The sequence below is a fragment of the Streptomyces sp. NPDC051561 genome, from assembly GCF_044454195.1.
GTDB lineage: Bacteria > Actinomycetota > Actinomycetes > Streptomycetales > Streptomycetaceae > Streptomyces.
In genome coordinates, this window is the sequence record NZ_JBITDM010000019.1 from 34,446 (window position 1) to 46,694 (window position 12,249).

Here is a 12,249-nt window from a genome sequence, read left to right on the forward strand (position 1 = left end):
TGACTTCCATGACAGACACCACGACCACCGCTGGTCCCGCAAAGCCCGGCGGCATCGGCCGTATCGTCGGCGCGAGCCTGATCGGCACCACCATCGAGTGGTACGACTTCTTCCTCTACGGGTCGGCCGCCGCCCTGGTGTTCAACACCCTTTTCTTCCCGACCTCCGACCCGCTGGTCGGCACCCTGATCGCCTTCGTGACGTATGCGATCGGCTTCGTCGCCCGCCCTCTCGGCGGACTGGTCTTCGGTCATTACGGCGACCGCGTCGGGCGGAAGAAGCTGCTGGTCATCAGTCTGCTGATGATGGGCGGCGCGACCTTCGCGATGGGGCTGCTGCCGACGTACGGGACCATCGGCGTCGGCGCCCCGATCCTGCTGACCGTGCTGCGTCTCGTCCAGGGCTTCGCGCTCGGCGGTGAGTGGGGCGGGGCGGTACTGATCGTCTCCGAGCACGGGGGCGACAAGCACCGTGGCTTCTGGGCGAGTTGGCCTCAGGCCGGCGCACCCGGCGGCAACCTGCTCGCGACCGGGGTGCTGGCGCTGCTGGCGGCCGTGCAGTCCAACGAGGCGTTCCTCTCCTGGGGCTGGCGGATTCCGTTCCTGCTGTCCGGGGTGCTGGTGGTGATCGGGCTGTGGATCCGGATCTCGGTGTCGGAGTCCCCGGTGTTCCTGGCGGCCAAGGCGAAGGCGGACGCCGAGGCGGCGGCGGCGCGCGAGTCGGGCGTGGCGGTCAAGGAGACCGCACCGGTGGTCGAGGTGTTCCGGCGCAGCTGGCGCGAGGTGCTCGCCGCGATCGGTACCCGGTTCGGCGAGAACGTCTCCTACTACCTCCTCACCTCCTTCCTCCTTGTCTACGTCACCACCCATCTCGGCCTGCCCAGGAGCACCGCCCTGAATGCGGTGCTGATCGGCTCGGCCGTGCACTTCGTGACGATCCCGCTGTGGGGCGCGCTCTCCGACCGGATCGGGCGGCGTCCGGTGACGCTGATCGGCTCGGTGGGGATGGCCGGCTGGGCATTCGTCTTCTTCGCGCTGCTGGACAGCAGGTCCTTCATGGTGATCACCCTGTCGGTGACGGCCGGACTGCTGCTGCACGGGGCGATGTACGGGCCGCAGGCGGCCTTCATCTCGGAGATGTTCGACACCAAGGTGCGCTACTCGGGAGCGTCGATGGGCTCCCAGCTCGCGTCGATCGTGGCGGGGGCGCTGGCCCCGATCATCGCGGTGCAGCTGCTGAAGGACTTCGGTTCATCGGTGCCGCTGAGTGTGTATCTGTGTGCGGCGGCGTTGGTCACCACGGTGACGGTCGTGGTGATACGGGAGACTCGTGGCCGGGACCTGACGCGGGACCAGGCGGGGGCGGGGCGCGCCGCAGCGGCGACGACGACCCGCGCGGAAGGGGCTTCGGTGGGGGTGGCCGACCGGGCCTGATTCCTCGTGGGCGTGGACCTCCCCCTTCCCTGGCATCGGGGGGACAGGGCAGGGTGAGGTCCACGCCCGCCGGACGGGGCAACGCGCTCCTCAAACGCCGGAGGGGCTGGATTTCCGCCCCCGTACAAAAGTGAGACCACGCCTTGTCCGACCCGTCCGACGCCCCAGACGCGCCCTACCTCCCCGGCGCCCCCGCCGCCGTACTCCGGGAACTGCTGGAGCTGCTTGCCGACGGCGCACCCGCAGAACGCCTGGCGGAGCCCGCCGCGAGGGCCGGGGCCGGCAGTGCGGCGGAGGCGGCCTGGCTGGCCGGGGCGAGGGGGACCGCCGTCTCCATCCGCCGCACCCTCGACCAGCACCGGCGGCGCGAGGCCGAACTGGCCGCGCTGTTCGACACGGCCGGGGACCTGGCCGCGCTGCGCGACCTGGACGCCGTACTGCGCGCCCTGGTCCGCCGGGCCCGCACCCTGCTGCGTGCGGACGTGGCGTACATGACGCTCAACGACCCGGCGGCGCAGGACACTTACATGCGTGTCACCGACGGCTCCGTCTCGGCCGCCTTCCAGCAACTGCGGCTGCGGATGGGCGACGGGCTCGGCGGTCTGGTCGCGCAGACGGCCCGCCCGTACGCCAGCCGGGACTACCGCACCGACCACCGCTTCCGGCACACCGGCACCATCGACCACGGGGTCGGCGAGGAGGGGCTGCGCGGCATCCTCGGGGTGCCGCTGCGGCTCGGCGAGCAGGTGATCGGGGTGCTGTACGCCGCCGACCGGGCGCCCCGGGACTTCACCCCGGACGCCATCGCCCTGCTGGGTTCGCTCGCCGACCATGCGGCGGTCGCCATCGACGGGGCCCGTCTGATGGAGGAGACCCGGGCCGCGCTGGTCGGCCTGGAGGCGGCGAACGCCACCGCCCGCGCGCACAGCGAGGCGCTGCGCCGCGCCTCCGACGCCCACGACCGGCTCACCGAACTGGTGCTGCGCGGCGGCGAGGTGGGCGAGGTGGTGGCCGCCATCGCGACGCTCCTCGAAGGCGGCCTCACCCTCCACGACACGGACGGCACCGAACTGGCCCGCGTCGGCGCGGGCCCGGCCGCCCCGCCCGCCCGGGGCCTCGCCGAATCCCGTACCAGCGGCCGCGCGGTGTACGCCGAAGGGGCCTGGACCTGCGCGGTCCTGGCCGGCGCGGAGCTCCTGGGCAGCCTCGTCCTGACGGGCCGGGACGGCCCCGCCCCCGACGCCCCGCCCACCGGCGCGAACCCCGGCGTCGCGGGCCGCCGCACGACCGCCGCTGCCGAACCCGCACTCCCAGGACCCGGCCTCCGAGGACCCGGCCTCCCGGGCCCCTGCCTCCCGCAAGGACCTGAGCACAACGGCGCGGCCCTGCCCGGCGCGCCTCTCTCCGACGCCGACCTCCGCCTCTTCGAACGCGCCGCCCTGGTCACCGCCCTCCTCCTGCTGCTGCACCGCTCGGTCGCGGAGACCGAGGACCGGGTACGGGGCGAACTCCTCGACGACCTGCTGTCCGAAGCCCCGCGCGGCCACCGGGGGAGCACCGGTCTCGCCCTGCGCGCCAAACGCCTCGGCGTGGACCCCGCCGCACCCCATGCCGTCGCCGTACTGGACTGCGATCCGCCGGTACGCGCGCGGCTGGCGGCGGACATCGCCCGGCGGGCCCGCACCCTGGGCGGGCTGTCCGGCACCAGGGAGGGCCTGGTGGTGCTGGTCGCACCGGCCGGACCCGCCGACCCGGCCCGTGAACTGGCCCGCGAGCTGACCCAGGCGCTGGGCACACCCGTCACCGTCGGCGCGGCGGGCCCCGTCCCGGGGGTGTCCGGCTTCCCCCGCGCCCATGCCGAGGCCCGCCGCTGTCTGCACGCCCTGCATGCCCTGGGCCGCACCGGCGACGGCGCCGATCTCACCGAACTCGGCTTCCTGGGCGTCCTGCTGGGCGACCGCGCGGACGTGGCGGCGTACACCGCCCGCGTCCTGGGCCCCGTACAGGACTACGACGCGGAACGCGGCACCGACCTGATCCGCACCCTGGACGCCTACTACGCGCACGGGGGGAGCCTGTCGCGGGCCAAGGACGCCCTGCATGTGCACGTGAACACGGTGGTGCAGCGGCTGGAGCGGATCGGCCGGCTGCTCGGCCAGGACTGGAACAGCCCCTCGCGCGCCCTGGAGCTTCAGCTGGCGCTGCGGCTGCACCGGCTGGCGGCACCCGGGACACCGCCACCAGGTGCCTGACCCCCGGCTGCCCGACCCCCGGCGCGACTGTGGCCCGGCCCCGCTCCGTACGGAAGTCCGTACAGGAGGAGGGCCGGGCCACGGTCGTGCGGCGAAGGGGCGTGCGGCGGCGGGTCAGGCGCCCATCATGTGCACGCCACCGTCGACGTGGATGATCTCGCCCGTCGTCATCGGGAAGAAGTCCGACAGCAGCGCCACGATGCCCTTGCCGGCCGGCTCCGGGTCGCCCATGTCCCACTTCATCGGGGAGCGGGTGTCCCAGACGGAGGCGAGGTCCGTGAAGCCCGGGATGGACTTGGCGGCCATCGAGGCGAGCGGGCCCGCCGAGATGAGGTTGCAGCGGATGTTCTCGGGGCCGAGGTCGCGGCCGAGGTAGCGGGAGGTGGCCTCCAGGGCGGCCTTGGCCGGGCCCATCCAGTCGTACTGCGGCCAGGCGAACTGCGCGTCGAAGGTGAGACCGACGACGGAACCGCCGCCGTTGGTCATCAGCGGACGGCAGGCCATGGTCAGCGACTTCAGCGAGAACGCGGAGACGTGCATCGCGGTGGCGACCGACTCGAACGGCGTGTTCAGGAAGTTGCCGCCGAGCGCGTCCTGCGGGGCGAAGCCGATGGAGTGCACGACTCCGTCGAGCGAGCCGAGCTCGTCGCGGACCAGGCCTTCGAGGCGGTCCAGGTGCTCCTGGTTGGTGACGTCCAGCTCGATGACCTTGGCCGGCTTCGGCAGCTTCCTGGCGATGCGCTCGGTCAGCGTCGGGCGGGGGAAGGCCGTCAGGATGACGTTCGCACCCTGCTCCTGCGCCACCTTGGCCGCGTGAAAGGCGATGGAGGACTCCATCAGGACACCCGTGATCAGGATGTTCTTGCCTTCGAGGATTCCACTCATGGCGATCAGTGACCCATGCCCAATCCGCCGTCAACCGGGATGACGGCTCCAGTGATGTACGACGCGTCGTCGGAGGCGAGGAACTTGACCGCCGCGGCGATCTCCTCCGGCTGCGCGTAACGGCCGAGCGGCACCTGGGCGACGATGCCCTTGCGCTGCTCGTCGTTGAGCGCCTGGGTCATGTCGGTGTCGACAAACCCGGGCGCGACGACGTTGAAGGTGATGTTGCGCGAACCCAGCTCGCGGGCGAGCGAACGCGCGAAGCCGACCAGACCGGCCTTGGAGGCGGCGTAGTTCGCCTGCCCGGCGGAGCCGAGGAGGCCCACCACCGAGGAGATCAGGACGACACGGCCCTTCTTGGCGCGGAGCATGGCGCGGTTGGCGCGCTTCACGACGCGGAAGGTGCCGGTGAGGTTGGTGTCGAGGACGGACGTGAAGTCCTCCTCGGACATCCGCATCAGGAGCTGGTCCCTGGTGACGCCGGCGTTGGCCACCAGCACCTCCACGGGACCGTGCTTCTCCTCGATCTCCTTGTAGGCCTGCTCCACCTGCTCGGTGTCGGTGATGTCGCACTTGACGGGCAGCAGGCCCGCCTTTTCGAGCTCTGCGGTATCACCCGAGCGGTATGTGATCGCGACCTTGTCGCCGTTGTCGGCGAAAGCGCGGGCGATGGCGAGGCCGATGCCCCGGTTTCCTCCGGTGACGAGAACCGAGCGGCTCAACGGATCACCCTTTCGAATAGCGGTCTGGTCCTGACGAAACTATCGGTATCGGGGCTCGTACGGAGAATCGGGGCCTGACAGCGCCACCGGGCGACCACTGTCGGGTCCCTACAGAAAGGCACTGGGCACAGGCCCCCTCGACGCGACATGATCGGGGCGACCTCGTCTCGCCGATAAGGAGACACCCGTGACGCAGTCCCGTCATCCCGTCGACCCCACCTTCACCGCGCTCCCCCTGCGTGCCCTCGCCGACGCCGCCCTCGCCCGCGCCCGTGCGCTGGGCGCCGACCACGCCGATTTCCGGTTCGAGCGGGTGCGCAGCGCCTCCTGGCGGCTGCGTGACGCCAAGCCGTCCGGTTCGTCGGACTCCACCGACCTCGGCTATGCGGTGCGGGTGGTGCACGGCGGGGCGTGGGGGTTCGCGTCCGGGGTGGATCTGTCGATGGACGCTGCCGCCCGGGTCGCCGGGCAGGCCGTGGCGATGGCGAAGCTGTCGGCGAAGGTGATCAAGGCTGCCGGGTCCGACGAGAAGGTGGAGCTGGCGTCGGAGCCGGTGCACGAGGACCGGACGTGGGTGTCCTCGTACGAGATCAACCCGTTCGACGTGCCGGGCGAGGAGAAGTCGGCGCTGCTCGCCGACTGGAGCTCGCGGTTGCTGGGGGCGGAGGGGGTGGCGCATGTGGACGCGTCGCTGCTGACCGTGCAGGAGAACAAGTTCTACGCCGATACGTCGGGAACGGTGACGACCCAGCAACGGGTGCGCCTGCACCCCCAGTTGACCGCCGTCGCGGTGGACCAGAAGTCCGGCGAGTTCGACTCGATGCGGACGATCGCGCCGCCGGCCGGGCGGGGCTGGGAGTACCTGACAGGTACCGGGTGGGACTGGGAGGGCGAGCTGGAGGAGATTCCCTCGCTGCTCGCGGAGAAGATGCGGGCGCCGAGTGTGCGGGCGGGGGCGTACGACCTGGTCGTGGACCCGTCGAACCTCTGGCTGACCATCCACGAGTCGATCGGGCACGCGACGGAGCTGGACCGGGCGCTGGGCTACGAGGCCGCGTACGCCGGGACCTCCTTCGCCACCTTCGACCAGCTGGGGAAGCTGGCGTACGGCTCGAACATCATGAATGTGACGGGTGACCGGACGGCTCAGCACGGTCTCGCGACGATCGGTTACGACGACGAGGGGGTGGCGGCCCAGTCCTGGGACCTGGTGAAGGACGGGACGCTGGTCGGCTATCAGCTCGACCGCAGGATCGCCAGGCTGACCGGCTTCGAGCGGTCCAACGGGTGCGCCTATGCCGACTCCCCCGGCCACGTTCCCGTGCAGCGGATGGCGAACGTGTCGCTCCAGCCGGATCCGGGCGGGCTCTCCACGGAGGATCTGATCGGGGGTGTCGAGCGCGGGATCTATGTGGTCGGCGACCGGTCGTGGTCCATCGACATGCAGCGCTTCAACTTCCAGTTCACCGGGCAGCGCTTCTTCCGTATCGAGAACGGGAAGCTGGCCGGTCAGCTGCGCGACGTGGCGTACCAGGCGACGACCACCGACTTCTGGGGCTCCATGGAGAAGGTCGGCGGCCCCCAGACCTATGTGCTGGGCGGCGCGTTCAACTGCGGCAAGGCCCAGCCGGGCCAGGTCGCCGCGGTCTCGCACGGCTGCCCCTCCGCCCTCTTCCGGGGCGTCAACATCTTGAACACCACGCAGGAGGCAGGGCGATGAGCCGCGCGAGCAGCAAGCCGTACGAGATCGTCGAGCGGGCGCTGGAGCTGTCCACCGCCGACGGGTGTGTGGTGATCGCCGACGAGGAGTCGTCGGCCAATCTGCGGTGGGCGGGCAACGCGCTCACCACGAACGGGGTGACCCGTGGACGTACCCTCACCGTGATCGCCACGGTGGACGGCGGCCGGGGCACCGCGTCCGGGGTGGTCTCGCGGTCGGCGGTGACGGCCGATGAACTGGAGCCGCTGGTACGGGCGGCCGAGGCGGCGGCCCGTACGGCGGGGCCCGCGGAGGACGCGCAGCCACTGGTGTCGGGGGTCCCCGCCTCGCCCCACTTCCGGGACGCGCCCGCGGAGACCTCGTCGAGCGTCTTCGACGCGTTCGCACCGGCACTGGGTGAGGCCTTCGCGCGGGCGAGGGCGGGCGGCCGGGAGCTGTACGGCTTCGCGAACCACGAGATGACCTCCAGCTACCTCGGTACGTCCACGGGGCTGCGACTGCGTCACGACCAGCCGAACGGCACCCTGGAGCTGAACGCCAAGTCCCCGGACCGCACGAAGTCCGCGTGGGCCGGCCGCTCCACCCGGGACTTCAAGGACGTCGACCCGGCGGCACTGGACGAGGAGCTGGCGCGGCGGCTGGGGTGGGCCGAGCGGAAGATCGACCTGCCCGCCGGGCGGTACGAGACGCTGCTGCCGCCCAGCGCGGTCGCCGACCTGCTGGTGTACCAGCTGTGGTCGTCGGGCGGCCGGGACGCGGCGGAGGGCCGGACGGTGTTCTCCCGGCCGGGCGGCGAGACCCGGCTCGGGGACCGGCTGTCCGAGCTGCCGCTGACGCTGCGCAGCGACCCGGACGAGCCCGGTCTGGAGTCCGCGCCGTTCGTGCTCGCGCACTCCTCGGGCGGCGACTCGTCCGTCTTCGACAACGGGCTGCCGCTCTCCGGCACCGACTGGATCAAGGACGGGAAGCTGGAGCGACTGATCACCACCCGGCACTCCGCGGGCCTGACCGGACTGCCGGTGGCGCCGGACATCAACAACCTGATCCTGGACGCGGGCGGCACCAAGTCCCTGGACGAGATGGTCGCGGACACCGGACGCGGACTGCTGCTGACCTGCCTCTGGTACATCCGCGAGGTCGACCCGGCGACCCTGCTGCTGACCGGTCTGACCAGGGACGGCGTCTATCTGGTCGAGAACGGAGAGGTGGTCGGGGAGGTGAACAACTTCCGGTTCAACGAGTCGCCCGTCGATCTGCTCTCGCGCGCCTCCCAGGCGGGGCGCACCGAGAAGACGCTGCCGCGCGAGTGGGGCGACTGGTTCACCAGGGCGGCGATGCCCGCGCTGCGGGTGCCGGACTTCAACATGAGTTCGGTGAGCCGGGGGGTGTAGGGGCGGCCGGCCCGTAATCCCGCAGGCCGGGGCCGTCAGGTCGGCTAACCTCGGTGGGCAAGCCTTACGTACATCCAAGGAGATACGAGAACCGTGACGGACATCGTCGACGAGCTGAAGTGGCGCGGCCTCTTCGCCCAGTCCACTGACGAAGACGCACTGCGCAAGGCGCTCGCGGACGGCCCCGTCACGTTCTATTGCGGCTTCGACCCCACCGCGGCCAGTCTGCACGTCGGCCACCTGGTGCAGGTGCTCACCATGCGCCGGCTCCAGCAGGCCGGTCTGCGCCCGCTGGCGCTGGTGGGCGGGGCGACGGGGCAGATCGGTGACCCCCGGCCGACCGCCGAGCGGACGCTGAACGACGTGGCGACCATCGAGTTGTGGGTGGCCCGGCTGCGTGCGCAGATCGAGCCGTTCCTCGACTTCGAGGGCGACAATCCCGCGCTGATGGTGAACAACCTGGACTGGACCGGCGGCATGTCCGCGATCGAGTTCCTGCGGGACATCGGCAAGCACTTCCGGGTCAACAAGATGCTCACCAAGGACTCGGTCGCCCGCCGTCTGGAGTCCGAACAGGGCATCAGCTACACGGAGTTCAGCTACCAGCTGCTCCAGGGGATGGACTTCCTGGAGCTCTACCGCCGCTACGGCTGCACCCTCCAGCAGGGTGGCAGCGACCAGTGGGGCAACCTCACCGCCGGTCTCGACCTGATCCACCGGGTCGAGCAGGACGCGGTCGTGCACGCGCTGGCGACGCCGCTGATGACCAAGGCGGACGGCACCAAGTTCGGCAAGACCGAGGGCGGGGCCGTCTGGCTGGACCCGGAGATGACCACGCCGTACGCGTTCTACCAGTTCTGGCTGAACGTGGACGACCGGGATGTCAGCAAGTACCTGCGGATCCTCAGTTTCCGCAGCCAGGCGGAGCTGGAGCAGCTGGAGCAGCAGACCGAGGAGCGGCCGCAGGCGCGGGCCGCCCAGCGGGCGCTGGCCGAGGAGCTGACGACGCTGGTGCACGGCGCGGACCAGTGCGCCGCGGTCATCGCAGCGTCCAAGGCGCTCTTCGGGCAGGGCGAGCTGGCCGACCTCGACGAGCCGACGCTCAGGGCCGCGCTCTGTGAGCTGCCGCACGCGCGGGTCGCCGAGCTCGGCCAGGTGGTGGATCTGCTGATCGCCGCCGGTCTGGCGCCCAGCAAGGGCGGCGCCCGGCGCACCATCAAGGAGGGCGGCGCCTACGTGAACAACGTCAAGGTGGCCGCTGAGGACGCCGAGGTCACCGCCGCCGAGCTGCTGCACGGCCGCTGGCTGGTGCTGCGCAAGGGCAAGAAGAACCTGGCGGCGGTCGAGGTCACCGGCGCCTGAGAGCGACCGCACGTACGGCCGTGGCCGGGATACCCGCAGTTCAGCGGGGTCCCGGCCACGGCCGTAGGTGCTGCGGGGTCGATCAGGTGGTACGCCTGTTGCCGCGCACCATGGCATAGAGGGCGTCGCCCACGCCGACCACCGCGACGGCACCGATCAGCTGGAGGATGTGCCGGCCCCAGTCGATGCCCCTGGTCTCGTTGATGCCGAACACCGTGGCCAGCCAGTTGCCCAGCACGGCTCCGATGATGCCGAACACGGTCGTCAGCCAGAGCGGGATCTGCTGTTTGCCCGGGATGATCGCCTTCGCGATCAGGCCGAGCACCAGCCCGACGATGATTGCCCACAACCAACTCATGTCGCCTCCTCGTACCGGCGCGGATGTGCGCTGCGATCAAGTCTGGGGCTGTCCCCCGTACGGCGCATGTCGGACACCGCCATACGCGGTACGCCGGTCGGTTCCCGGTCGAAGGGGACCGCCCCCGCTCTGCCGCCCGTCGGAGCACGGGCGTACGGTGGAGTGGGTCCGGGCCGGGGAGCGCCCGGTGCGGGAAACGGTGGTGGAACACATGCGGAAGCTGCACGGAGCCGAGGTCGTCCGGATCACCGGGGCCAGGCAGTCGCTGGCGGACGATGTGCGGGGCAGGCAGCGCCGCTACATCATCTCGATGTCGATCAGGACGGTGGCGGTCATCGCCGCCGCGGTGCTGTGGAACGTGGAACGCCATGTGGCGATCGTGGCGCTCGCGCTGGGTGTGCTGCTGCCGTACGTCTCGGTGGTGATCGCGAACGCCGGCCGGGAGACCGTGAAGGCTCTGCCGTCGACCTTCGTTCCGGCGCCCGTGAGGCCTGCATTGGGGCCTGTGCTGGAGGGACGGATCATGGACCCGGAGCCCTCCGAATCGGTCAACGAGCCCCAGGGGCGGACTACTTAGCTCCGCCCAAGCTCAAGAAAAGCTCAGATCAATCATGTAGTTCCGGTGCACCGCACCCCTCCCCCCATGACATACTTCGTAGGCGCTCCGCATCCCCCGTCGGAGCGACGGACCGACGCCGGGCAGCTCCCCCCGTGGCTGCTCGGCGTCGCCTTTGTGAGGGCCCTTTTCCGGTGGCCCCTGTTGGGAAATCTCCTGTGAACGACGAACTCCCCCTCTGTTCCGGCAAGGGCTGCCGTGCGCCCGCCGAGTGGGTGCTGGCCTGGAACAACCCGAAGCTGCACACCCCCCAGCGCCGCAAGACGTGGCTGGCGTGCGAGGAGCACCGCGAGCACCTGTCGAACTTCCTGGACCTGCGGGGCTTCCTGAAGGACGTCGTGCTGTTCGCCGAGTGGGAGCAGCCCGAGGGTTCGGGCCGCTGACCCGACCGGTGGCGCCGGGGCGTCAGGCGGGCTCTCAGCCGCCGATCGCCGACATCGGACGGTCCGGCTGGAGGAAGGTCGGGTCGTCCAGGCCCGAGCCGGCCTTCTTGCCCCACATGGCGACCTTCCAGAGCTCCGCGATCTCCTGGTCGGTGGCGTCCGAGCGCAGGGCGGCCCGCAGGTCGGACTCCTCGCGGGCGAAGAGACAGGTGCGGACCTGACCGTCGGCGGTGAGCCGGGTGCGGTCGCAGGCCCCGCAGAACGGGCGGGTGACCGAGGCGATCACACCGACCCGGTGCGGCCCCCCGTCCACCACCCACCGCTCGGCGGGCGCGGAGCCGCGCTCCCGCTCGCCCTCCTCGGTGAGGGTGAAGCGGGTGCGCAGGGAGGCCAGGATGTCCCCGGCGGTGATCATGCCGTCGCGCTTCCAGCCGTGCTGGGCGTCCAGCGGCATCTGCTCGATGAAGCGCAGCTCGTAGGCGTTCTCCACGGCCCAGGCGAGCAGGTCGGGGGCCTCGTCGTCGTTGAGGCCCGGCATCAGTACGGCGTTGACCTTGACCGGGGTGAGGCCGGCCTCACGGGCGGCGGCCATGCCGTCCAGGACGTCCTTGTGGCGGTCGCGGCGGGTGAGGGTCTTGAAGACGTCGGGGCGCAGGGTGTCCAGGGAGACGTTCACCCGGTCAAGGCCGGCCGCCTTGAGGGCGGTGGCGGTGCGCTTGAGGCCGATGCCGTTGGTGGTGAGGGACATCCTGGGGCGGGGTTCCAGGGCGGCGCAGCGCTCGACGATCCCGACCAGGCCGGGGCGGAGCAGCGGTTCGCCGCCGGTGAAACGGACCTCGGTGATGCCCAGGTCGGTGACGGCGATCGAGATGAGGCGGACGATCTCGTCGTCGGAGAGGAGCTCCTGCTTGCCGAGCCATTGGAGGCCCTCTTCGGGCATGCAGTACGTGCAGCGCAGATTGCACTTGTCGGTCAGCGAAACGCGCAGGTCGGTGGCGACCCGACCGTAGGTGTCGATGAGCACTTTGGGCCCCCTCCCCGTTGGGTGACTGTTGTTCTACGACACTACGCGACGGCACTGACATCACCGGAGGGCCGATTGCCACGAGGCGCGGCAGGGCCGCGTC

11 protein-coding genes are annotated in these 12,249 nt (G+C 71.0%); 7 read left to right on the plus strand and 4 right to left on the minus strand.

Annotation, left to right across the window (positions count from 1 at the left end; translation table 11 throughout):
• Positions 1-8: 8 nt before the first annotated feature.
• Together ACIA73_RS31415 and ACIA73_RS31420 are read left to right on the plus strand one after the other, a co-directional pair.
• Positions 9-1,433 carry an MFS transporter gene (locus ACIA73_RS31415; protein WP_399442255.1) on the plus strand — a complete coding sequence of 475 codons (1,425 nt, stop codon included), beginning with the start codon at positions 9-11 and terminating at the stop codon, positions 1,431-1,433.
• A gap of 143 nt (positions 1,434-1,576) precedes the next feature.
• Positions 1,577-3,685 (plus strand): helix-turn-helix domain-containing protein, encoded by a 2,109-nt coding sequence (locus ACIA73_RS31420; protein ID WP_399442256.1) that lies wholly within the window; start codon positions 1,577-1,579, stop codon positions 3,683-3,685.
• A gap of 114 nt (positions 3,686-3,799) precedes the next feature.
• Here ACIA73_RS31420 and fabI read toward each other — a convergent pair whose 3' ends face one another.
• A complete protein-coding gene (gene fabI, locus ACIA73_RS31425) occupies positions 3,800-4,570 on the minus strand; it encodes an enoyl-ACP reductase FabI (protein WP_399442257.1) in 771 nt (256 codons plus the stop codon).
• 5 nt (positions 4,571-4,575) lie between these two features.
• The gene (fabG, locus tag ACIA73_RS31430; RefSeq protein WP_399442258.1) at positions 4,576-5,292 is read right to left on the minus strand and encodes a 3-oxoacyl-[acyl-carrier-protein] reductase; all 717 of its coding nucleotides are present in this window, start codon (positions 5,290-5,292) and stop codon (positions 4,576-4,578) included.
• 187 nt (positions 5,293-5,479) lie between these two features.
• Between fabG and ACIA73_RS31435 the strand changes: the two genes are divergently transcribed.
• The 3 genes from ACIA73_RS31435 to tyrS all read left to right on the plus strand — a co-directional run bounded on the left by ACIA73_RS31435 (position 5,480) and on the right by tyrS (position 9,765).
• Positions 5,480-7,012 carry a TldD/PmbA family protein gene (locus tag ACIA73_RS31435; RefSeq protein WP_399442259.1) on the plus strand — a complete coding sequence of 511 codons (1,533 nt, stop codon included), beginning with the start codon at positions 5,480-5,482 and terminating at the stop codon, positions 7,010-7,012.
• Positions 7,009-8,403: a metallopeptidase TldD-related protein gene (locus tag ACIA73_RS31440; RefSeq protein WP_399442260.1), complete on the plus strand. Its 1,395-nt coding sequence runs from the start codon at positions 7,009-7,011 to the stop codon at positions 8,401-8,403. The genes ACIA73_RS31435 and ACIA73_RS31440 overlap by 4 nt, the downstream gene beginning before the upstream one ends.
• 93 nt (positions 8,404-8,496) lie before the next feature.
• Positions 8,497-9,765 carry a tyrosine--tRNA ligase gene (gene tyrS, locus ACIA73_RS31445; protein ID WP_399442261.1) on the plus strand — a complete coding sequence of 423 codons (1,269 nt, stop codon included), beginning with the start codon at positions 8,497-8,499 and terminating at the stop codon, positions 9,763-9,765.
• 82 nt (positions 9,766-9,847) lie between these two features.
• On the opposite strand, the gene ACIA73_RS31450 is transcribed toward tyrS, so the two are convergent.
• A complete protein-coding gene (locus tag ACIA73_RS31450) occupies positions 9,848-10,123 on the minus strand; it encodes a GlsB/YeaQ/YmgE family stress response membrane protein (RefSeq protein WP_399442262.1) in 276 nt (91 codons plus the stop codon).
• 211 nt (positions 10,124-10,334) lie between these two features.
• On the opposite strand from ACIA73_RS31450, the gene ACIA73_RS31455 reads away from it, so the two are divergent.
• Entirely contained in the window at positions 10,335-10,700 is a 366-nt protein-coding gene (locus tag ACIA73_RS31455) for a DUF3099 domain-containing protein (protein WP_399442263.1), read from the plus strand.
• Positions 10,701-10,897: 197 nt separating this feature from the next.
• Positions 10,898-11,122: a hypothetical protein gene (locus ACIA73_RS31460; RefSeq protein ID WP_399442264.1), complete on the plus strand. Its 225-nt coding sequence runs from the start codon at positions 10,898-10,900 to the stop codon at positions 11,120-11,122.
• 34 nt (positions 11,123-11,156) lie between these two features.
• On the opposite strand, the gene moaA is transcribed toward ACIA73_RS31460, so the two are convergent.
• Complete coding sequence (gene moaA / locus ACIA73_RS31465; protein ID WP_399442265.1) at positions 11,157-12,146, minus strand: GTP 3',8-cyclase MoaA; 990 nt, start codon at positions 12,144-12,146, stop codon at positions 11,157-11,159.
• Between the last annotated feature and the right edge of the window lie 103 nt (positions 12,147-12,249).

What these genes read in the sequence shown, in the direction of transcription:
- ACIA73_RS31415 (WP_399442255.1), top strand. Translation starts at nt 9, where the DNA reads ATGACAGACACCACGACCACCGCTGGTCCCGCAAAGCCCGGCGGCATC.
- fabI (WP_399442257.1), bottom strand. Translation starts at nt 4,570, where the DNA reads ATGAGTGGAATCCTCGAAGGCAAGAACATCCTGATCACGGGTGTCCTG.
- ACIA73_RS31440 (WP_399442260.1), top strand. Translation starts at nt 7,009, where the DNA reads ATGAGCCGCGCGAGCAGCAAGCCGTACGAGATCGTCGAGCGGGCGCTG.
- ACIA73_RS31450 (WP_399442262.1), bottom strand. Translation starts at nt 10,123, where the DNA reads ATGAGTTGGTTGTGGGCAATCATCGTCGGGCTGGTGCTCGGCCTGATC.
- ACIA73_RS31455 (WP_399442263.1), top strand. Translation starts at nt 10,335, where the DNA reads ATGCGGAAGCTGCACGGAGCCGAGGTCGTCCGGATCACCGGGGCCAGG.